The 21363-nt window shown below is 52.6% G+C and carries 17 protein-coding genes; 16 read left to right on the forward strand and 1 reads right to left on the reverse strand.

The features are described 5' to 3' along the window. From A3EQ_RS20875 to A3EQ_RS0109535, 16 genes are all read left to right on the forward strand, one after another. On the forward strand, positions 1-243 hold a 243-nt coding region (locus A3EQ_RS20875), incomplete at its 5' end, for a transposase (RefSeq protein WP_020154921.1). Positions 244-856: 613 nt separating this feature from the next. Then, positions 857-2335 carry an O-antigen ligase family protein gene (locus tag A3EQ_RS0109420; protein ID WP_081626212.1) on the forward strand — a complete coding sequence of 493 codons (1479 nt, stop codon included), beginning with the start codon at positions 857-859 and terminating at the stop codon, positions 2333-2335. 294 nt (positions 2336-2629) lie between these two features. After that, positions 2630-4171, forward strand: a complete 1542-nt coding sequence (gene murJ / locus A3EQ_RS0109430) for a murein biosynthesis integral membrane protein MurJ (protein WP_169382673.1) — start codon at positions 2630-2632, stop codon at positions 4169-4171. Between the two features lie 25 nt (positions 4172-4196). After that, positions 4197-4919, forward strand: coding sequence for a WecB/TagA/CpsF family glycosyltransferase (locus A3EQ_RS0109435; protein WP_020154926.1), 723 nt, complete (start codon positions 4197-4199; stop codon positions 4917-4919). 578 nt (positions 4920-5497) lie between these two features. Continuing rightward, positions 5498-6595 carry a glycosyltransferase family 4 protein gene (locus A3EQ_RS0109450; protein WP_020154929.1) on the forward strand — a complete coding sequence of 366 codons (1098 nt, stop codon included), beginning with the start codon at positions 5498-5500 and terminating at the stop codon, positions 6593-6595. Between the two features lie 473 nt (positions 6596-7068). Beyond that, a complete protein-coding gene (locus A3EQ_RS0109460) occupies positions 7069-8346 on the forward strand; it encodes a sugar ABC transporter substrate-binding protein (RefSeq protein WP_020154931.1) in 1278 nt (425 codons plus the stop codon). An 84-nt stretch (positions 8347-8430) separates the two neighbouring features. Next, on the forward strand, positions 8431-9324 hold the full coding sequence (locus tag A3EQ_RS0109465) for a carbohydrate ABC transporter permease (protein ID WP_020154932.1): 894 nt from the start codon (positions 8431-8433) through the stop codon (positions 9322-9324). An 18-nt stretch (positions 9325-9342) separates the two neighbouring features. Continuing rightward, a complete protein-coding gene (locus A3EQ_RS0109470) occupies positions 9343-10161 on the forward strand; it encodes a carbohydrate ABC transporter permease (RefSeq protein WP_020154933.1) in 819 nt (272 codons plus the stop codon). Positions 10162-10174: 13 nt separating this feature from the next. Next, positions 10175-11632 carry an extracellular solute-binding protein gene (locus A3EQ_RS20880; RefSeq protein ID WP_020154934.1) on the forward strand — a complete coding sequence of 486 codons (1458 nt, stop codon included), beginning with the start codon at positions 10175-10177 and terminating at the stop codon, positions 11630-11632. Beyond that, on the forward strand, positions 11633-12634 hold the full coding sequence (locus A3EQ_RS0109480) for a zinc-dependent alcohol dehydrogenase (protein WP_020154935.1): 1002 nt from the start codon (positions 11633-11635) through the stop codon (positions 12632-12634). Between the two features lie 285 nt (positions 12635-12919). Continuing rightward, positions 12920-13963 carry a Gfo/Idh/MocA family protein gene (locus A3EQ_RS0109490; protein ID WP_020154937.1) on the forward strand — a complete coding sequence of 348 codons (1044 nt, stop codon included), beginning with the start codon at positions 12920-12922 and terminating at the stop codon, positions 13961-13963. A 355-nt stretch (positions 13964-14318) separates the two neighbouring features. Then, the gene (locus A3EQ_RS0109500) at positions 14319-15374 is read left to right on the forward strand and encodes a Gfo/Idh/MocA family protein (protein ID WP_020154939.1); all 1056 of its coding nucleotides are present in this window, start codon (positions 14319-14321) and stop codon (positions 15372-15374) included. A 472-nt stretch (positions 15375-15846) separates the two neighbouring features. Beyond that, a complete protein-coding gene (locus A3EQ_RS0109510) occupies positions 15847-16647 on the forward strand; it encodes a hypothetical protein (protein ID WP_154652846.1) in 801 nt (266 codons plus the stop codon). Beyond that, positions 16644-17618, forward strand: coding sequence for a Gfo/Idh/MocA family protein (locus A3EQ_RS0109515; protein ID WP_020154942.1), 975 nt, complete (start codon positions 16644-16646; stop codon positions 17616-17618). Before A3EQ_RS0109510 ends, A3EQ_RS0109515 begins: the two co-directional genes overlap by 4 nt. Before the next feature lie 452 nt (positions 17619-18070). Further along, positions 18071-19087, forward strand: coding sequence for an NAD-dependent epimerase/dehydratase family protein (locus A3EQ_RS0109530; protein WP_020154944.1), 1017 nt, complete (start codon positions 18071-18073; stop codon positions 19085-19087). Next, a complete protein-coding gene (locus A3EQ_RS0109535) occupies positions 19087-20142 on the forward strand; it encodes a dihydrodipicolinate synthase family protein (protein ID WP_020154945.1) in 1056 nt (351 codons plus the stop codon). The genes A3EQ_RS0109530 and A3EQ_RS0109535 overlap by 1 nt, the downstream gene beginning before the upstream one ends. A gap of 383 nt (positions 20143-20525) precedes the next feature. Here A3EQ_RS0109535 and A3EQ_RS0109545 read toward each other — a convergent pair whose 3' ends face one another. Beyond that, on the reverse strand, positions 20526-21335 hold the full coding sequence (locus tag A3EQ_RS0109545) for a MurR/RpiR family transcriptional regulator (RefSeq protein WP_020154947.1): 810 nt from the start codon (positions 21333-21335) through the stop codon (positions 20526-20528). Positions 21336-21363: the final 28 nt, after the last annotated feature.

A 21363-nucleotide genomic window follows, 5' to 3' on the forward strand; every position in this document is an offset into this window, starting at 1 on the left:
CTGCAATTTTTCCATTTTGAACAGATTGACCCGAGGAAAATTTCCTCCACCAACATCTTGGAGCGATTAAATCGTGAAATACGACGAAGAACAAGTGTCGTAGGGGTTTTTCCTAATCAGGATTCATACATTCGTCTTGTGACCAGTTACTTAATGGAATACCACGAAGATTGGTCAATCGGACGATNATATATTAGTCCAACGATTCTACAAGAAATTCAGGAGCAACGTAAAGCGGCATAAACCATTTCGGAGTGCTGATGGTTTTTGCGAACTTTATTTGACACTAACCCATATGCGGAGATCAAAATCACAAAAAATGATATTCAAGAAATTGGACCCCAATTGTTGATCGTGTCCGACATTTGGGGTGCAGTCCGGCATTGGGCGATGAAGTTCAAGAATTTGCGTAAAAGAAGCGAGCGCAAAGCTGTTTCATTTCCGGGAGGCTATGTTGCCCGGGCTGGGGGCAGGATTTTACACAATGAAACATGAGGAACGCGAGCGGCCAGGCGAGGGTCGCTATGGAAGTCCAGCCGCCGTTGGTCCATTGGGCAGTAAAATTTAACAATGCCGCGGCGCGCATAGGACCAGTTCCCGGGTCTTGGCTTTCCGTTCCGGTTGCGGGGACCGGGGGCTGTCCGCGTTTTTTAACATCTTTTTTACGGAAAAAATTAGAGAAATTTAACAAAATAAGTATACAATACTAATAAATGATTCAAACCGGTATGGTTCTTTGCCAAAAATTGAATAATGATTAATTACAGAAGGAAATGAATGGCTAAGTTTATCTTTCCCGCATTTCTCCGGATAATGGAAAATCCCTTTTGGGTCCTGAACGGATTTCCGCTTCAGGATGAATAAGATTTCGGGTGATTCGATGCAAATCGTGAAAAAATATGCGTTCGTCATGCAGATCGTTTTTTTGCTGGGTTCCCTTGTTTTTCAACGGGATTGGGCCGGCTACGGGTTATCGGCGGCCATTTTTTTGTTGGCTTTCCTCAATCGGAAGGCGGGATTTTATTTTCTTTGCGTCTATTTTTCCGTCCGCCCGTTTGTGATCGAGCTGAATCCCGGGATGAAATTTGCCGGAGATCTGGCCATTCTCGCCCTGTTTTTTCCTTTGTTCTATCAAAAAGGATGGGGAAGAAATGCCGATTGCCGCCGCTATCGGTTTATCGGTTATTTCCTCTCCTTCAGTTTCATCGGGTCGCTCGCGGCTTTCCTGTCCGGCGTTGACATTTTCGCCCTTTTCTTTCAATGGCGGGCGTATTGGATCACTTTGCTCCTCGTCTTTATTGGGGCGGAAATGAAATGGACGAAGAAGGAGATCGCGAATCTTCTCCTTCTGACGGTGGGCATGGCGGATCTCCTTGCCGTCTGCGGATTGATTGAGAAGATTTCGTGGCGCACCCTCCTTTTGCCCGAAAGCTGGCAGAATTGGCAACTCTCGGGGACAAACCGGATCCGCATTTACGGCCTTCTGGCCAATCCGAATGTTTTGGCCGGATATTTTGTCATTGCTTTTGTTTCGGCGATTGCGCTCCTCCGGAGGAATCCCTCCGCGAAATCCAGATGGTTTTTCATGGGAAGCGCGGCCTTGATTTTCGGCGCTTTTCTCCTCACCTATTCAAGGGGAACGATGATCGCCTTCCTGCTTGCGGCCGTCTTCTATTATGCGGCAAAAAGGGAATTTTCCGCGGCAAAACCGATTCTCCTTTCGGTATTATCGGCCGTTCTTCTCGTCTACTTGCCGGCCGTTGCCTTGGCGGATATGGTAGGGAAAAACTTCATGGAGGGAAACGGAAGCTTCCGGGAAATGCCTGTTGGTGAAGGGGGAAAGCGGTATTCCGATCTCCTTTCCGGGGAGATGATTGAGGAAAGCGCCCAGTGGGGAAGAATATATATCGTGAAAAAGGGACTGGAAATCTTCATGGACCACCCGTGGATCGGGACGGGTTTTGCCACCTTCGGCGACTCGGCGACGCTGGTCCGTTCGTCCCCCATCTATGAAAAATACCGGCTCAGCGAAGGCATATATACCGACAATCAATACATACAAATCGTTGTCCAATCCGGATTGGCCGGCACGGCCTGTTTTTCCCTTTTCGTTTTCGGGATGCTCCGGGCCGTGCGGAGATATGCCGGAGAAAGGGAAGCGCGGCTCCTTTTTTACGCCTTTTTTGCCATGGCGGCGATCGGCAGCGCTTTTTATAATATGTTAGAGGACAAAATTTTTACCTTATACTTCTACAGCTTTCTGGGCTATCTGTTGAACCGGCGGAAAACCGGTTTTCCGGAACGGCGGGAGGCGAAAGGCTCAGGGATCGGTTGAGAATTCCGCCTGCCTGGAGCTGAGGATGGAGACGAAAAAATCTTCAAATCTTTTCAGCTGAGGGCGGCCGGAAGCGGCTGCGGAATCCGTCTGTCTTTGGAGGGGCAAGTTTTCAAATTCAGCCGGGACCGGGGGATGGGAAAGCGGCCCTCCGTCCGACCGGGAAAAATTCCTTCGGATTGGATTTTCCCCGGTAAGCGGAAAGCGGCCGGCATACCCGACTTCCATGAAATGATGAAGCCAAAAAATTGGAACAGCCTATGGGAAGAAAGCTGTTCAAATGAGGAATGGAAAATGGGAAAATGGCCAGCAATCGTCAAAGCGGCAGGAATCGTCACTGCCATAACGGCTATCGGGAAAATTCTCGGTTTTTTGCGGGAATCGATCATCGCCGCCTTTTTCGGCACGTCTGCGGAGGCCGACGTATTTTTCGTGGCGAGCCTCGTTCCGACCATCCTGTTCACCGCCCTCGGGACGGCGATTCAGGCCGGCATTGTTCCGATTTACCTTCGGGAGAAGGAAAAAAACGCGAAAGAAGCGGCTCATTTGATCGGTTCGCTCGGCACCTTTTTTGTGTTCGTTTCCATTGCCGCGGCGATCCTCGCGATCCTGGCCGCCCGGCCGCTCGTCTCCTTCCTCGCGCCCGGGTTCTCTGCGGACCAATTGCGGTTGGCCGAACGGCTGACCGTCATCCTCGTCCCCGCCATCGTGTTTATGACGCTCACTTCCGTTGCCTCCGGGGTTTTGCATGCCAACCAAAAGTTTGCGATGCCGGCCCTTACCTCGACGGTGCAAAATCTCGCCGTCATCCTGTCGGCCCTTTTCCTTGCTCGTCCCTTTGGCGTCATCGGTTTGGCCTTCGGTTTTCTCGCCGGGACGGCCCTGCAATTTTTTATCCAATGGCCGAGTTTAAAAAGATACCGGGTCCGGTTTCCTTTCCCGCCGCAAAAAAGGGGGATTTCCTTGCGGGAAACCTTATCCGGCTTTTATCCCGTCATCCTTGCCTCCGTGGGGGTGCAAATCAACGGCGTCACCGACCGGATGATCTCTTCAACCCTTGACGAAGGCAGCATTTCCTCTTTAAATTATGCCTATCGGTTGTTATGGCTGCCGTTAAGCGTCATGATCGGCCCGCTGATCACCGTGTTGTATCCGTCCATCGTCGGATCCGCACTCAAAGGGGCGAAGCCCTTCGGCCGGATCGTCGGGCAAGGGTTCCGCACGATCATCTATCTTTCCATCCCGTTTATGCTCGTGATGATCATCAGCGGAAAGGCGTTGATCCGGCTCGCTTTCGAACGGGGCGCCTTCGATGCCTCGGATACCGTCCGCACTTACGGGGTGTTTATTTGCTACGGGATCGGCCTGGCTTTTTTTGCCCTAAGGGACTACTTGATGAATTGTTTTTATGCTTTGAAGGAAAACCGGCTGGTGATGCATTCCTGCCTTTGGACGGTATTGCTGAATATCGGCTTCAGCCTCCTTTTGTCCCGTTTTTACGGCGCGGCGGGGATCGCCCTTGCCGGTACGATGGCCATGCTTTTCCAGACGGTTTATTTGCTGGTCTGTTTCCGGCGGAAGAGCGGGCTCGTGGTCAGCGGGGCGGAGGGATGGCGGGATTGGGGCAAATATGCGTTGCTTTTTGCCTTCCCCCTTTCGCTCCTTCTTCCGGCCCGCGGAACGGTCGAGAAGTTTCCCGATATTGCCGAACTTTTTTTGGTCAGCGCCATGGTGTTTTCCTTTCATTTTTTCCTTTCCTGGCTGTTGAAAATGGAAGAGCCGAAAAGGTGTCTGGCCCTCTTGGCAAAGAACAAATCCGTTACCTTCGGTGAATAAAGATTGCAAAGAAGGGAAAAAGCTGATGAAAAAGACCGTTGAAATTTTGGGGATTTCCTTTTTTCATACCACAAGGGAAGAATTGAAAGACATCATTTTGCAGCGGGCGGTCCGCGGCGAAAAATGTTTTATCGTAACGGGGAATCCGGAGATTGTCATGCATGCGAAAAAAAATCCGGAATACCTGCATGTCATCCGCTCCGCAGACTATGTGATTCCGGACGGTTCGGGGATCATCCTGGCGTCGAAAATTTTAAAGAGGCCGCTCGCCGAACGGATCGCCGGCTTTGATTTTATGGGGGACATGCTGAGGATCGCCGCAGAGCGGTCCTTGTCCGTGTATTTGTTGGGAGCGGAGGATGAGGTGGTGAAAACAGCGGCCGCCAACATCCGGAAGCAATATCCGAACATCCGGATCGCGGGCTTCCATCACGGCTATTTTGACCTTCGCGATGAAGAAGTCGCCCGCCGGGTCGTCGCGGCAAATCCCGATTTCATTTTCGTCGCCTTAGGTTTTCCCAAACAGGAGATTTGGATCCATCGTTATCTCTCCATGTTTGAAAAGGGCGTTTTTATGGGGGTCGGCGGCAGTTTTGATGTGCTGGCCGGGAAGGCGAAGAGGGCCCCGGAGTTTTGGCGGAGGCTGAACTTGGAATGGCTTTACCGCCTGATCCAGCAACCGTCCCGCTGGCGGCGGATGCTGGCCCTGCCCGAATTCGTATTGGCCGTGTTGAAAGAAAGATTTTAAGCGGTCCATCGGCTCAGGCCGCCGGGAAGCCGGGCAGGAAATAAACGGGAAAGAAGGACGGGAGAAAGTCCGGAACGGCAGAAATGCGGTAGGAAGGACGCATCGGCCCGGAAAGGCGAAACCGAAAAGAGCGGAGGAATCCGGGGCGACAGGCAGCTTCGTGAATTCCCGCGTGAAGCCCATGAATCCGGAATGGCCCGGCCGGATTTTGCCCGCAAGGATGGCGATGTCTTCGTACCTTGTCAAAGCGGGGCTGTGGAAATAACGGTCCCCGGTTCATGGCCGCCATCCCGATCGGCACGAATATTTCCCCATACTGGGGCAATTGCTTTCTTTGGTCAGCGGCCGGCAGCGGAAAAAACAATGACCTGCCATGATACGTGATCTGAAGGGCAATTGCTTATCAAGATGCGTGCTTGTCTGGCCGTCGCAGGGGCGACCTGCGACGGGAATTTTTATCCGGCAAAAGGCTGTTACAGAACCTCCGTTTTCCCAATCGCCCGCTTGCCCGATGCGTTCGCCATCCGAAGCTATGATAAAGCGGGCTTTTTCCAAATTTTTTATAAGAGGGTAGGAAAATGCATATTTTACATTTGAATGCGGGCAATGAAACGGGCGGAGGCATGATCCATATTTTATCCCTGTTGAATGAGTTCAAGCGGAACGAGTTCACCCTCGGATTGTTGGAAGAAGGCTTGATGCAAAAGAAGGCGAAGGAACTCGGCATCCGCACCGTGCTGTTTAAACAGCGGGGAAAATTCGATGTTTCCGTCATCCGATCGGTTTGCCGGTACATGAAGGAGCATCATGTCGATATCGTTCATACCCACGGTCCGCGGGCGAACGTATTGGGGATGATCATCAAGAAAAAAACCGGCTGCAGATGGGTATTGACGGTGCACAGCGATCCCCGGGACGATTTTTTGGGCGGGGGATTGAAAGGAAGATGTTTCACGGCCGTCCATCTTTTCGCCATCAAAAAAGCGGATCATTGTTTTGCCGTATCGGAGAGATTTAAAAAAATCTTGAGGGAGCTGGGGATGGAGGAAGAAAAGATCACGGCCATCCTGAACGGGATCGATTTTCGGCGAACGCCGGAACCTTACGACCGGAAAGCGTTCCGCTTCCGGGACAATGATTTTTTAATCCTCATGGTGGCGAGGCTGGAAAGGGTAAAAGGCCATGAAATGGCCCTCCGGGCGTTGAAAAAGGTGGCGAGGGCCCATCCGAATGTCCGCCTGCTCCTTATCGGGGACGGCAGTTTGCGGAAGGAGCTGGAGGACAGGGCAAAAAAAGAAGGCATCGGCGAAAGGGTGCATTTTTTCGGCTACCGGCCGGACGCGGAAAGATTTTACCCGATGGCGGATGTCGCCCTGCTCACCTCTTACAGCGAAAGCTTTCCCTTTGTTTTGTTGGAGGCGGCCCGGGCGGGCGTGCCGGTCATTACGACGGATGTGGGCGGGGTGCGGCATCTGGTGCCCGATCGCCGGTACGGATGGGTGATCGATGTGGGGGACGAAAACCAATTGGGCGAAAGCCTGATGGAGGCCGTGCGCTTGAAGGGGGAACAGAAACTGCGGGAAATGGGCGAACGGTTGAAAGAACGGGCTTCCCAAAGATTTTCCGTCAGGCATTTTGCCGAAAGCGTATATGAGGTTTACCGGAAATGGGTTTGAAAGGGGCAAGCGGCCCTTTTTTTATTTGGTGGAAAACTACCGCCGGCGCCAAACCTTAAATACCCGGGAGCCGCGGTCCGGAATTGGCGGGATCGGCGGCCGTGCCGGTTTGAAAGCGGGGATGCGCTTTGGGGAAGGGACCCGGGAAAAATGCCGGATGCATGCGGAGAAATTTTCCCCTGGCGGCGCAGTCCGCGACGGTCCCGACACCGGACGGATTCTTTGGACAACATCTTCGCGGCTCCGGGTACGGAGAGGCAAGCTTTTTCGCGGACCGCCTCCTTCAGCCGCCCATTCCCCGCTGCCGGTCTTTTTCTGGTTCATATCTGGACAATCTTATAAAAAGGAGTGAAAATCATAAGATTTTATTAAAATCATATATTTTTCAGAAAAAACCGTTGACATTATGAAAGCGATTACTTAATAATAAAGATGTAAACCAGATTTAAACCAGATCTTAGGGGTGGGAGAAATTGAAAAAGAAGTGGTTAGGCGTATTTTTGGCCGTTTTGTTGGTCCTGACGCTCTTCAGCGGCTGCTCATCCAAGAAAAATTCAAGCGAAGAAAATTCAGGGGGAGAGTTAAAAGGGGAATTAACCGTTTGGATCCATCCTTTCGTTGAAGGGGACTTGAAAGCGAAGCAGACGGAAATCTTCAACAACATGGCGAAAAGCTTCAACGAAAAATATCCGAAGGTAAAAGTCAAATTCGAAGAAATCCCTTGGGCCAACAGGGAGCAAAAGATTTTAACCGCCTTGGCCTCCAATCAGGGACCGGATGTTTTCTACATTATTCCGGACATGATGGCCCAGTTTGCCGAAAAAGGGGTGCTCACGCCCATCACCGATTTATTGGGTGACGACTGGGATAAGGAGGATTTTGCCCAGACGACGCTGGATTCCGTCACCTATAAGGGCGAAATTTACGGCCTGCCGATCCTGCGGGAAGTCCAAACCTATTTTTACAACACAAAAATATTGAAAGAAATCGGCGGCGATCCGAATCACCTCCCGACCACCTGGGATGAATTCAATGAATTGGCGAAAAAAGCGGTGGAAAAGGGATATTTTGCCAGAACCTTCGAGGGAGGGAACACCCCGAATGCCAGCCTTTATCCGCTGATATGGCAAGCCGGCGGGGACATCATCGATAAAAACGGGAATGTGGTGATCAATCAGCCTGAAGGGGTTAAAGCGTTGGAATTGATTCAGGATTGGTATAAAAACGGTTACATTCCCAAAGATTCGATCAACTCCCTTGACCATTTCACCCCCTTTGTCGAGAACAAGATCCTCGCCGCCTGGGGAACGGGGGTCACCGTCAACCTGATGAAGGAAAGGGGCTTTACGGATTTCGTCGTCGGTCCTCCGCTGAAGGATAAGGAGACCGCCACCTTCGGAACGACCGGGATGTTCGTGGTTGCCGCCAACAGCAAAAATAAAGAGGCGGCCGCCCAATTGATCAAGGAGATGACCAGTACGGAGCACGCCAAGGCCTTCAATGAACTGACCAAATATATTCCCGCAAGACTGTCCGCCCTGTCGATTTACGATAATGACCCGGTGATGAAACAATTATCGGAATATGTCCAATATGCTCGGCCCGGCGTCATCCATCCCGTCGCCCGCACCGTGATCCCGAAGATCCAAGCGGAAATGCAAGCGATGATGGAAGGGAAGAAAACGCCGAAACAGGCTGCGGATGACATGGCCAAGGCGATCGAAGAAGAGAAAGAAAAAGAAGGATTGTGATTCGGGGGGATCTTTTTCCCCTTCTTCTTTTTCCCGAATCAGAAAGGGTAAAGGAAAGGGAGAAATTTGGAGGGTTCATGACAAGTGAAAAATTTCAATTTTAAAAAGCATTGGAACCGGTACGGCATCATCTACCTGTTCCTCGTTCCCGTCCTGATCCATTTTTGCGTTTTTCAGCTGTATCCGATCCTGTTAAGTTTTTATTTGACCTTTACGGACTGGCCGGTGATCGGGGAACCGAAATTTGTCGGCCTGAAAAACTGGATGCAATTTTTTTCCGACCGGCTGGCTTGGAAGGCCATCTGGAATACGGTGTTGTTTTCCCTTTATTATATTTTGCCGACCATGGCATTGGGTTTGCTCCTGGCTCTGTTGATTCAGACCCATAAAAAGGGGACGGGGATCTTCAAAGGGATCTATTTTCTTCCCGTCGTCACCTCCTTCGTGGTGATATCGGGGATTTGGGCCTGGATCTTTAAAGGCACGGAACAGGGATTCATCAATATGTTTTTAACGGCCGTCGGCTTGGAACCCCAGCTGTTTTTGTCCGACTCAAGGCAGGCTTTGATGGTCTTGGCGGGATTGAGCATTTTTAAAGTTTGCGGCAGCACGATGATCTATTACTACGCCGGATTGCAATCCATCCCCCAGGAATATTATGAGGCGGCGAAGATCGACGGGGCGAACGGCTGGAAAACGTTTTGGAAGATTACGTTTCCTCTTCTGCTGCCGATCCATTTTTACGTGGCCGTCATTACGACGATCGGATCCTTTCAGATCTTTGACTCGGCATTCCTTTTGACGTCAGGCGGTCCGGATTACGCGACGACGACGATTGTCTATTATTTGTACCAGGAAGGATTTGCGGGCCTGCGCCTCGGCTATGCGAGCGTCTTGGCATATGTTCTGTTCTTTATCATCTTGGTGATTTCCATCATCCAGCGAAAATTCTTGGACAATGAGCTGACATACAAATAGGCGAATGGGGGGAAGGGAATGGGAAAGAAGCTCTATCGCCAATGGCCGTACATCCTTCTCGTGTTTTTTGCGTTCCTGTTTTTAAGCCCGTTTCTCATCATGCTGATCGGGTCCTTTGTGAAAATGCGGACGGTGGTGGGCAATCCGTATTTGTGGCTGTTTCAGGAAAACCTGACCCTCGACAATTACCGGTACATTTTTACGAACGGCCGGTTCATCCAGTGGATCGCCAACTCCCTCATCATCACGATCATCCCTGTTTTGTCCCAAATGTTTTTTGCCGCGATTCTCGGGTATATTTTTGCGAAGAAGCGGTTTTTCGCAAGGGAATTCATTTTCTGGGTGATGATGGCGGTCATCATGGTTCCGAACCAATTGCTCATCATTCCCCGCTACATCGTGTTCAAGAATCTGGAATGGATCAACACCTATTGGCCGTTGATCGTTCCCGAATTATGGGGGATCCTGGGCGTTTTCTTCGTCCGGCAGTTCATGATGACCCTGCCGAAGGAGCTGGAGGAGGCCGCCTATATGGATGGGGCCAACGATTTTACGGTTTTCTTCAAAATCCTGCTTCCTTTGTCCAAGCCGGTCATCGCCACGGTCGGCACCTTCGCCTTCATCGGCTGCTGGAATGACCTGCTGACGCCGCTGATCTACACGACGAGCGAAGAGATGTATCCCTTGACGGTGGGGCTGGCGTCGATGCTGACGAAGGAAGGGAACTTCGGCGTTGAAATGGCCGGATCGGTCATATCCTTTATCCCCACCTTTCTCATCTTTCTGTTCTTCCAAAAATATTTTGTGAAAGGCATTGCGCTGAGCGGCTTAAAATAGGCGGAATCGCTTGATGAAATCCATGTTCGGAAAGGAATATGCGGCGATGTCGGAAAAAACGAATCGGGAAGAATTTCAGGCCAAATTGGAACATATGATTTCGACGTTAAGGAACCAAATCATGAACGAAGAGATTAAAGTCGGGGAGTATCTGCCGTCCGAACAAAGCCTGGCCCATCGGTTCGACCTGAGCAAAAATTCCGTCCGCAAAGGGTTGGAAACCTTGGTTTCCGAAGGGTTGATCGTCAAAAAGTCGCGGGTCGGAAATCTGGTCGTGTCCAACAAGCCCTATGATCAGGTCATTTTGCGGGTGGGCTATTATCCCTCCCTTTTAAGGGAAGCAAAGTTTTCGGAGATCGTGAAACAGTTTGAACAAGGCCACCCGAACATCAAAGTTCAAACCATCCCATTGCCCTATACCCAGTATCACCGGACGGTGCTCGACTTTTTCAAAAATGACATGATCGACGTGGTGTCGGTCAACTATAACGATTTTTGCGAATTTCCTAATCCCGGGGAGATTTTCGAACCGGTGGAGCAAGACGAAAACATCTATCCTTTTTTGCAGGAACCCTTCCGGTCGCCGGAGGAGGGCAAGGCCTTTGTCAGGCCCTTCATCTTTTCACCGATCGTTCTGTGTTACAACCCGAAACATTTTCAAGACAACCGGATGCCGCTTCCCGACAGCAGCTGGAGATGGGCGGACGCGTTAAAGGCGGCCAAACAACTGACGGAGGAAAGGGCCGGGGAACGCCATTTCGGGGTCTATTTCCATCCCCTTTCCCTGAACCGCTGGCCGATCTTCCTTTTGCAAAATCATGTGTATTTCAAGCGGGATGAAAACGGCGGCGTTTCCTTTGACGGGGAGAAGCTGACGGAAAGCGTGAACATCATCCGGCAATTGTTCATCGAACAAGATATTTTGCAAACCTTTTTGTCCGACAACGACAGGGACGCGGAAAAGTTGTTCTTGCAGGAAAAGGTTTCGATGATCGTTTCCTCCTATTTCAGTTTGAACGAGTTCATCGAAACGGATTTGCGGTATGATATCGCCCCGCTCCCCTATCTGAGCGAGCCGCAGACCTTGCTGTTGATCATCGGCTTTGCCGTCAACAAGAATTCCCGTAAGTTCGGGGCAGCGAAAAAATTCATCGATTTTCTCGGCTCGCCCGCCGTTCAAGGTTACATCCGGAGGAATACGTTGAGCATCCCCGCCGTGAAAACGGAAGCGGAAAAAAGCGGGGACGAGGCCGTTTACAAACCGTCCCGGTTTCATCTTTTCCGCGAGATCATCCCGACCTACCGCTTATATTCCCATCTCGGCGTGACCTATGAGGAACTGGGCGAAATGAACAATGAATTGCGGCTGTATCTGTCGGGAATGCTCCCGGAAGAATTTTTTGTCCAACGGGTTCGTTCCATCTTAACAAGGCGAATGAAATCCAACAAGATGCGGAAAGGAGCAAATTGAATGAAGGTTGTCGTCTCAAGTGACAGGACCGTCCGTTTGGAGGAGAGGGACATCCCGAAAATCAAGGATCACTACGTTTTGATCAAAACGAAGTATTCGGCGATCAGCCCCGGAACGGAATTGTCCCAAATTGAAACGAGCGACGGACGGAAGGTTTGCCTGGGTTACAGCGCGATGGGGGAAGCGGTGGAAGTCGGCGAGGGGGTGGACCGGATCGCCAAGGGGGATTATGTCGCCTGTTACGGCGCCCCCTATGTCCAGCATGCGGAATATTTGCTCGTGCCGAAAACCTTGTGCTGCAAAGTCCCGGATCATGTCGATCCGAAGGCCGCCGCCCTGGGCGGTCTGGGCGCCATTGCCATCCATGCGTTAAGAACGGCGAACCTCCAATTCGGTGAATGGGCGCTTGTGGCCGGCTTGGGGATCCTCGGCCAGCTGATCGCCCAAATTGCCCATGCCTCCCTTTACCGGGTGATCCCCTATGATGTTTCGGAGGCGAGGGCGGAGAGCTTCCGCCAAACCGCCGGGATTCCCGCCTTTACGACCCTTCGGGATCTGGAAAGGACGATCGAAAAGGAAACGAAGGGGTACGGGGTGGACGCCGTGCTGCTGTGTGCGGGAGGCAAACATTCGCCGTTGACCGGCGACAGTTTGAATTGGGTGCGGGATAAAGGGAAGGTGGTGATCGTCGGCGACATCGAGCCGGTGTTTCCCAGGGAAAGGATGTTCGCCAAGGAAGCGGAGATCCTCATTTCCCGGGCGGGCGGCCCGGGAAGATACGATCCGGTTTTTGAAAAACAGGCCGTCGATTATCCGTACGGTTTCGTCCGCTGGACGGAGGGAAGAAATGTGGAAGAGTTCATCCGCATAGTCGCCGAGGGGCGGATCAACGTTTCCCCGTACTTAACCGAGGTCGTCGGACTGGATCAAATCGAAGACGCCTATGCCGAGCTCGTTGATAAACAAAGCCCCGTGCTTACCAAGATCATCAAGTACGAGTGACCGGCGGCCGTATGCGATGGCCGCGGCTGGCGTCAGGATAAAATCGGCAAAAGGAAGAAGGACGGATCCTCCCGGGAGAGAGGTACAGCCGAAAGAGGGAGCAGGGCTGGCGGCGGGTATCTCCGTATTTTTCCGCAAACGGGAAAAGGCTTGTTCCGTGGGAAGGATCGCCGGGAGGAAAGGATTTCAGGTGGCAAACTTCGCGCAAAAAGGAAGCGGGAATTCCGGTACGAAAGGGAGAAATTCGTAAAGAGAATCTGCGTATACGGGAGAAGGGGAAAGGCGATGCGATTCAGAGTCGGAATCATCGGGATCGGTTCCATCGTGAAAGAAGTTCATCTGCCGGTTTTGGCGAAACGGAAGGACGTCATCCTGGCGGCCGCCTGTGACGTCAATGAAGAACGTTTGAAAGAAATCTCCCGGAAATATGCGGTCCCGAAAAGCTATCGGGACGGCCTGGAAATGATCGGCCGGGAGAAGTTGGATGCGGTTGTCATATGCACCCCGAACTCCGCCCATATTCCCTATGCGGCGGCGGCCGCGGCGAAAGGAATACATATTTTCCTTGAAAAACCGATCGGCGTAAACCCGCAGGAAGCGGAAGACATGATCCGGACGGCCGGGCAAAACCGGGCGATCGTCATGGTCGGGATGGTTTCCCGCTTCCGCAGGGATGTGCAAATCGCCAAAGAATATATCGAGAGCGGAATGCCGGGGGATATTTATTACGCGAAGGCGCAGTTGCTGCGGAGGAGAGGGACGCCGAAAGGCTGGTTTACCGACCGCTCCTTTTCCGGCGGCGGCGTCCTGATGGACATCGGGGTCCATGTTTTGGATGCGGCCTGGTGGCTGCTCGGCTGCCCCCGGCCCCAAAGGATTTCCGGCCATGCGGTCCAAGCCTTGGGAAACTATGAAACCCGTTTTCTGTCCTCCTGGAAATCCAGCGCGGAGACGGCGGAATCCGTCCAAGATGTGGAGGATTTCGCCGCCGGGTGGATCCGCTTCGAAAACGGAACGGTATTGGCGCTGGAAACATCCTGGGCGCTGAACGGGAAACAGGATGAAGGACTCTCGATGCAAATATACGGGACGAAAGGGGGGATTTCCCTCCCTCCGTTAACCCTCTACCGGGAAGAACGAAGGATCCTGTCGGAAATCCATCCCCAATTCGAGGAAAATCACCCGTATGAAGAAGAATTTCAGCATTTCTTCGAATGCATCCGAAAGGGTAAGACACCGGTTGCCGACGGCGTGCAGGGATTGCGGGTGCTGGAAATGATCCGGGCCCTTTACGAATCGGCAAGACAGGGGCGAGAGCTCTCCCTGTAAGCCGGTTTCCCGCGAAGGGGTCCGGAGGGCGAAAGTCAGAAAAGCTGGCTTGCCTTTTGTTGGCCCTCTCTTTCATCATGGCCCCGACCGGGTCCGAAAGGCCGAAAAACGGCCCGCGCGTTGTCGCCGTCCCCGCATCATTTTTTCTGCGGGCGCGTCCGAAAGGAGACCCCGGCCGCCGGCGGCGTCCAGGGCCGGGGGCGCGGGATTGCCCCGGGCCTTTATGGACCGGCAGGATGCGGGAATGTTTATCTCCCGGGAAAGCCGGTTCCCGTCGTTTCGGTTTAAAGCGCTTTCTTGCGATCCTTTCTCAAGGGATCGCGTGTCAAAAACGGAACAGAAAGGATGGTCCGAAATGTTGAAAGTGGGCGTGATCGGCGTCGGTTCCATTTCCGAATATCACATCCGGCCCTATTTGGCGCATGAAGAGGCGGAGCTCGCCGCCTTGTGCGACATCCATGAAGAAAGGCTGCAAGAAAAAGGGAAAAGGTTCAACGTTCAAAAGCTGTACACCGATTACCGGGATTTGTTAAAGGATCCGGAGATCGATGCGGTTAGCATATGCACTTGGAACAATTCCCATGCGGAAATCGCCATCGCCGCATTGGAGGCCGGAAAGCACGTCTTGGTGGAAAAACCGTTAAGCCGGACGATGGAAGAAGCCGTCAAAGTGGCGGAAGCCGTGAAAAAATCCGGGAAGATTTTACAGGTGGGTTTTGTCCGGCGGCATGCAAGCAATGTCAAGGTGTTGAAAAAGTTCATTGATCATGGCGATCTGGGGGAAATTTACTACGCGAAAGCCTCGTGCATCCGCAGGCTCGGAAATCCCGGAGGATGGTTCAGCGACAGCGAACGGTCCGGGGGAGGGCCGCTGATCGACTTGGGCGTCCACATGATCGATTTGTGCTGGTATTTAATGGGCAAGCCGAAGCCGGCATCCGTAAGCGGAAGCACCTACCGCAGATTGGGGAACCGGGCCCATATCGAAAATCTGTCCTTCTACAAGGCCGCGGATTACGATGAAAAAAGGAACACGGTGGAGGATCTGGCCAACGGTTATATCCGGTTTGAAAACGGCGCGACCCTTTATGTGGATGTCAGCTACACGCTGCACGCGAAAGAGGAAGCGGTGACGGCGAGCATTTACGGGGAAAAGGGCGGCGCGGAAATCGAGCCGAAACTGCTGATCGTCACCGAAAGGCATAACACCATTCTAAATATGGCACCGCAGATCGACCATCCCGAATTCGATTTCCAGGAAGCCTTTTATCATGAGATCGATCATTTCGTGCAAAGCTGTTTGGGCAGGGAAAAACCGTTAAGCCCGGTGGAGGACGGCGTGGAAATCATGAGGATTTTAACCGCCCTCTACGAATCGGCGCGGTCGGGAAGAGAAGTTGTCTTGTCCTAAGCGGCGGAAAGCGGAAGGCGCCCGGGCATGCATCCGGGATGGGGCGGTTAAAGAAGGCCGGCGCCGGCAGATCCGGCCTTCTCCGGACCGTTCAGCGGCTTTGGACTTTCCCGGCCGGCGTGGAGGGGCCGGATATTTCCTCCTTTGCTGCGGAAAATTTTTTGCCCGCCCGGGGAAGAACCGGCCGGGAAGCCTTCGCCAGAGTGAAAAGAGGTGATCGTCCATGTGCATTCGAAAGATTCACGAAAGAAAAGGAAAAGGGGCAACGGATCCTGCTGGCGGCTTTCGGCCGCTGACCGGGGAGGAGGGGGCGGGCGTCCTTCCATCCGACAGGGACGTTCAGCTGGCAGAGATCCTTCAGCAACTGAAAGATGCGGAATACGGCCGGTGGCTGCCGCCGGAACACGAAGCCCTTGAAGATCCGGAGCGGGCCGCCCCGGCCGCGGAAATAGGTTTCATAGGGGGGAATCACGTGAAAATTATCCTGGAAGGAAGCCGGAACGATGGAAGGCGGATGTTGTCCTTGGACGAAATCAGGGAGCGGCTGGAAATGAACAGCCGGACCGGGGGTGATCTTTTGGCTATCGAAGAGGAAGTGAGCGAAGAGGGGCTGGCCTATTTGCTGGAAAGCGGAAATCCCCTGTATTTCTCCTTGCCCTTCCTGCTGGACCATTGGGATGCCGTGCAAAAAAACAAGCGGGAGGCCCGCCGCCATTTCTATTATGATCCGCTGCTTGCGCCCGTTTATCCGAAATTGCGCGAGCATCTGCCCGGCAAAAAAGGCGTACTTCGGGCAAGGCGGATTTCCAGAGGGAGAGAAAGAAAATACCCTATTGCGGACCTCGTCTTCCTGGAGGAGTTATTCGGCCCGGTCCGCGATCTTCATATGAAAAGCGGACGGGAAGACGCCCCGGTCTCCCACCACATCCTGTCCTTCGCCGCCGGCGAAGGGACGATGGGCCATTACGAATGGACGGCCGCCCCCTATTTGAAGGAGAATTTTGAATTCGAGTTCAGTTTCGAAGGGGGCGTCATCTGCTGGAACAGCGAAAATGCCGACCCGTTTCTGGATCTCACGATTCCCGGGGGCGGCCGGGACAGGGGGCAAGGGCCTGGACAAGCAGGAACGCCGGTCATTCGATTGACCCAGACGGCTTTTCCGGAAGGGAATTGGGCCGGCCGGATTTTGGAGAACGCCAGGCCCCTTTCGGAGAAGACCGCCGCTTCCATCGAACGGTTCCATCACCTATGGATGAAGGGGGAGAAGGGATGAACATCGGCGTCATCAGTTTTGCCCACATGCATGCCTACAGTTATGCTTCCGCACTGAAAAAACTTCCCGGCGTACGGCTTTCGGCCGTTTACGATGATGAGGAAGAACGGGGAAAGAAAGCCGCGGAAATGTTTGGCGCGGCTTATGATCGGGATCTGGAACGATTTTTGGACCGGGATTTGCAGGCCGTCATCGTGTGCTCGGAAAACAGCAGGCACCGTTATTTTGTGGAGGAAGCGGCCAAGGCAAAGAAACATATTTTGTGCGAGAAACCGATCGCGACCAACTTGGAAGACGCCCGGGCGATGATCGATGTTTGCGAAAAGAACGGGGTTATTCTGCAAATTGCCTTCCCCGTGCGCTTTTTGGAACCGATCGCCCGGCTGAAAAAAATGATTCAAGAACATCGATTCGGCGAGATCATCGCGATCCGCACGACCAACCGCGGGCAAAATCCCGGCGGGTGGTTTACCGATAAACGCTATTCCGGCGGAGGAGCGGTCATCGATCATACGGTCCATATGGTGGATATCATGCGCTGGTATTTGGGCAAAGAGGTGAAAGAGGTGTATGCCCAAGCGGGCACGGTCTTTGGCGCCCGGGGCATCGATGATGCGGGATTATTGACGCTGACCTTTGAAAACGGTGTCGTCGCTTCCCATGACGCCAGCTGGTCGAGAAACAAAAATTTTCCCACATGGGGAGACGTGACGATTGAAGTGTTGGGCACCGAAGGCCGCGCGGTTGTAGATGCCTTCAAGGAACATGTGGAGGTTTTCTCGGACCGGGGGAAGCCCCTCATCCGCGATTTCTACGGTTTTGATATGGATTATGGGCTGATCCGGGATTTCGTCCAATGCGTCCGTGAAGGAAGGGAGCCGTCCATCACCGGTTATGACGGGCTGAAGGCCGTGGAAGTGGCCCTGGCGGCTTATGAATCGGCAGCGAAAAAGGCGCCGGTGCTTCTTTGAGGTACGGTTTTTGGATATGGTCGGGATCCCGAATGCGGCCAGCCGGCGCCGGTGCTTCTTTGAGGCGCGGGCTTCCCGAAAGGAGAACGGTTCCGATTAGATCGCCGCGCCGCAATGGTGGTCCCGCCGGCGGCGGTTTTTTCGAAAGGGAACGGGTTCGGTGCTTTGCGGATATTCCGAAGGCGGATCAAGTGTTTATCAAATGATTTTCTCAAATGGGCGCCGGCAGATTTTCAAGGCTGATTCTCCGAAGCGCGCCTCGGAAACCCCGCCGGCGCTTCCTAAGGAAGCGGAATCGCCAAGAATGAGGGTTTTATCGGGAAGGCGCCGGCCTATCCAAAAAGGTTCCACGTCCTGCGGGGCTGAACCTCCCTCAGGGAGGATGCGAACGAAAAGGAGATCCGGCAAACTGCCGGAAACAAGGAGAAAAAGAAAAGAGGTGGGGATCAAGGATGCGGACTTTGGAAGAACTGGAACAACGGATGACGGCTCCATCCGGGCGGCTGATTGAAGATATGAAAAAAATAGACGGGGACATGATGATCTTAGGCGTCGGCGGGAAGATGGGGCCAAGTCTTGCGAAGCTGGCGAAAAACGCGATCGATGCCGCGGGATTGAAGAAAAGGGTGATCGGCGTTTCCCGCTTTTCCGACCAGGCTTTACGGGAAGAGCTTGAAGCGTGCGGCATTGAGACCGTGGCCTGCGATCTGTTGAATGAGGAGGATTTGAAGAAGCTTCCAAAGGCGAAAAATGTGATCTACATGGCGGGAACCAAATTCGGCACCGTCGGGAACGAACATTATACGTGGGCCATGAACAGTTATTTGCCCGGGAGGGTGGCGGAACAATTGCCCGATTCCCGTTTTGTCGTTTTTTCGACCGGCAACGTTTATCCGCTGACCCCGGTGAAACTCGGCGGATCGACGGAGGCCGATCCGCCTTCGCCGATCGGTGAATACGCCCAATCCTGCCTGGGAAGGGAAAGGATCTTTGAGCATTTTTCCAAAAAAAGGGGAATCCCGGTATTAATCTTCCGGTTAAATTATGCGATCGATCTGCGGTACGGGGTGCTTTTGGAAATCGCCTCTTCGGTTTTCCGGGAAAAGCCGATCGATTTAACGATGGGGCATGTCAACGTGATTTGGCAGGGGGATGCGAATGAATATGCCCTCCGTTCCCTTTTGCACTGCAAAAGCCCGGCCAATATTTTAAATGTGACGGGTCCGGAGCTCATCTCCGTCCGCCGGGTGGCGCTGGAATTCGGCAAACGGTTCGGGAAGAAACCGGTATTCGTCAATGAGGAAGCGGACACCGCCTTATTGAGCAACGCGGGCAAATGTTTTCAGCTGTTCGGCTACCCGTCCGTTTCCTTATATCAAATGATCGATTGGGTGAGCGAGTGGGTGCAGGAAGGCGGCCCGACCCTCGCCAAGCCGACCCGTTTCCAGGAAAGGGGAGGTGCCTTTTAATGGCGGCCGTTTTGCAGAAAGAATTGCTCCGGCATTTGCAGGAAGGCACGGTGATTCCCGCCCACCCGCTCGCCTTAACGGAAAGGAAGGAATTGGATGCGGAAAGCCAAAAACGGCTGACAAGGTATTATATCCGCGCGGGAGCGGGCGGGATTGCCGTCGGGGTGCACACGACCCAATTCGAGATCCGCGACCCGAAATACAATTTGTTCGAAAAGGTTTTGGCCCTTGCGGCGGAAGCGGTCGAAGAAGAGGGGGTCAAACGGCCTTTTTTGAAAATTGCGGGCATTTGCGGGGAGACGAAACAGGCGGTCCGGGAAGCGGAAATCGCGAAAAGTTTCGGCTATCACCTCGGCCTGGTCAGTTTGGGCGGTTTGAACCATTACAGCGAACGGGATCTTGTCCGGCACGTGAAGGAAATCTCCCGGATCCTTCCCGTCTTCGGTTTTTATCTGCAGCCCGCGGTGGGCGGCCGGTCGTTGAGCTATGAATTTTGGCGGGAAGCCGCGGAAATCGAGAATCTGTACGCCATCAAAATCGCACCGTTCAACCGTTACCAAACCCTCGATGTGGTCCGGGCCGTCTGCGCGTCGGAAAGGCGCGGGGACATCGCCTTATATACCGGGAACGACGATCATATCCTATTGGATTTATTGACGACCTTCCGCTTTACCATCGACGGAAAAACGGTGGAAAAGCGGATCGTCGGCGGGCTTTTGGGCCAGTGGGCGGTCTGGACTGCCAAAGCCGTGGAGCTGTTGGAAGAAATCAAAAAGATGCGCACGAAAGACGCCATCCCGGCCGAATATTTGGCGCTGGCCAACGAATTGACCGATGCGAACGGGGCCATTTTTGACGCGAAACACCGTTTTGCCGGATGCATTTCCGGGATCCATGAAGTATTGCGCCGGCAAGGATTGCTGAAAACCGCCGTCTGCCTGAGCGAAAAGGAAAAATTGTCTCCCGGCCAAGCGGAAGAAATCGACCGGATTTATCAGATGTATCCCCATTTGAACGATGATGAATTTGTGAAGAAGTTTTTGGCAAATCAATAAAGTCCCGCGCGACTTGATAAAATGGGCCCATGGCGCGGCTGCCAGGAAGCGGCCCGCCGGAAAATTCTTTTTGGCCGCAGCCGGGAGAGGATAGCGGCGGAAAAGCGGAAATTCCTATGATCGGAAGGGGCGGATGTGCAACCGCCCTTTTCTGCCGTGAATACGGCAAAGGGGAATGTCGGCGGCGATCCGAAAAACTGAAGGGACCGCCGGCCAATGGACGGATGAAACGAGGTGCCGAGCAAATAGAGAAAAGGAAGACATCCTAAAAGGGAGTTCCCGGGTGTCGGGGGGGAAAAACAACGCCGCTTTAAAAAATGAAAAAAACGGGCGCCCATAAGCCTATGATGCGGGTCAGCCCGTACTATTTTCATGTGGAAAGGTCAGCCTTTTTTTATGTGGGATTCGGAAGAAATAACAGATATGGTTTCTTCGTAAGTGGTTTTTCTTGCCGGATCGGCAAGCAGTTTTAAACTGATCAGATCGATGAGATAAAAGGTGCTTAAATCAATCCCCGTAGAAAAATATCCGTTTTTTACCGGATGCATCGTCCATAACGTGACATCGGAGGCTTTGGTCAAGGGAGTTTCCCCGTATGCGGTAAAAGAGACAACTTTAACGCCTTTTTTCTTGGCTTTCTCGATCGATGTAATCAGATCTTTCGTTTGTCCGGAACGGGAAAAAGCCAAAATCAGATCGTTTTCCGTACACAAGGCGCTCCGGATCAGCATCAAATGGCTGTCCGTTATCGATTGGGAAGAAAGACCCATCCTGCTCAGGCGGTAATTGAATTCTTGGGCGGCCAGCCCGGAACTGCCCAGCCCGTAAATGTAAATATTTTTCGCTTCGACAATCAGCCGGATCACTTCCTGGATCTGCTCATTTCCATTTAAGTTTTGGATGTTATCGATCATGTTTTTATAATGGTTTTTTAAAAAAACATGGATATCATCATGGCTTTCATATTGCAGTTCCTGGGCCAGCTTCACTTTCAGTTCGACAAAATTCTTGCAGGAAACCTTTTTCGCAAATCTTGTTATGGTAGAAGTCGAAGTTTTCGTCTTTTTTGCCAATTCTTTAATGTTGCACCGGGTCGCTTCCGCGGGATGGGAAATTAAAAAATTGGCGATACGCTTGTCTTTTTCGGATAGGGAAGAATATTTCAATTGAATTTCTTTTAAAAGGGTGCTCATTACAGGCTCCTTTCCACAATCCTTAAAC

Source organism: Caldibacillus debilis DSM 16016, from assembly GCF_000383875.1.
Lineage (GTDB): Bacteria > Bacillota > Bacilli > Bacillales > Caldibacillaceae > Caldibacillus > Caldibacillus debilis.

What these genes read in the sequence shown, in the direction of transcription:
- A3EQ_RS0109490 (WP_020154937.1), top strand. Translation starts at nt 12,920, where the DNA reads ATGCGATTCAGAGTCGGAATCATCGGGATCGGTTCCATCGTGAAAGAA.
- A3EQ_RS0109515 (WP_020154942.1), top strand. Translation starts at nt 16,644, where the DNA reads ATGAACATCGGCGTCATCAGTTTTGCCCACATGCATGCCTACAGTTAT.
- A3EQ_RS0109530 (WP_020154944.1), top strand. Translation starts at nt 18,071, where the DNA reads ATGCGGACTTTGGAAGAACTGGAACAACGGATGACGGCTCCATCCGGG.
- A3EQ_RS0109535 (WP_020154945.1), top strand. Translation starts at nt 19,087, where the DNA reads ATGGCGGCCGTTTTGCAGAAAGAATTGCTCCGGCATTTGCAGGAAGGC.
- A3EQ_RS0109450 (WP_020154929.1), top strand. Translation starts at nt 5,498, where the DNA reads ATGCATATTTTACATTTGAATGCGGGCAATGAAACGGGCGGAGGCATG.
- A3EQ_RS0109470 (WP_020154933.1), top strand. Translation starts at nt 9,343, where the DNA reads ATGGGAAAGAAGCTCTATCGCCAATGGCCGTACATCCTTCTCGTGTTT.
- A3EQ_RS0109545 (WP_020154947.1), bottom strand. Translation starts at nt 21,335, where the DNA reads ATGAGCACCCTTTTAAAAGAAATTCAATTGAAATATTCTTCCCTATCC.
- A3EQ_RS20880 (WP_020154934.1), top strand. Translation starts at nt 10,175, where the DNA reads ATGAAATCCATGTTCGGAAAGGAATATGCGGCGATGTCGGAAAAAACG.
- A3EQ_RS0109420 (WP_081626212.1), top strand. Translation starts at nt 857, where the DNA reads ATGAATAAGATTTCGGGTGATTCGATGCAAATCGTGAAAAAATATGCG.
- A3EQ_RS0109500 (WP_020154939.1), top strand. Translation starts at nt 14,319, where the DNA reads ATGTTGAAAGTGGGCGTGATCGGCGTCGGTTCCATTTCCGAATATCAC.
- A3EQ_RS0109435 (WP_020154926.1), top strand. Translation starts at nt 4,197, where the DNA reads ATGAAAAAGACCGTTGAAATTTTGGGGATTTCCTTTTTTCATACCACA.
- murJ (WP_169382673.1), top strand. Translation starts at nt 2,630, where the DNA reads ATGGGAAAATGGCCAGCAATCGTCAAAGCGGCAGGAATCGTCACTGCC.
- A3EQ_RS0109480 (WP_020154935.1), top strand. Translation starts at nt 11,633, where the DNA reads ATGAAGGTTGTCGTCTCAAGTGACAGGACCGTCCGTTTGGAGGAGAGG.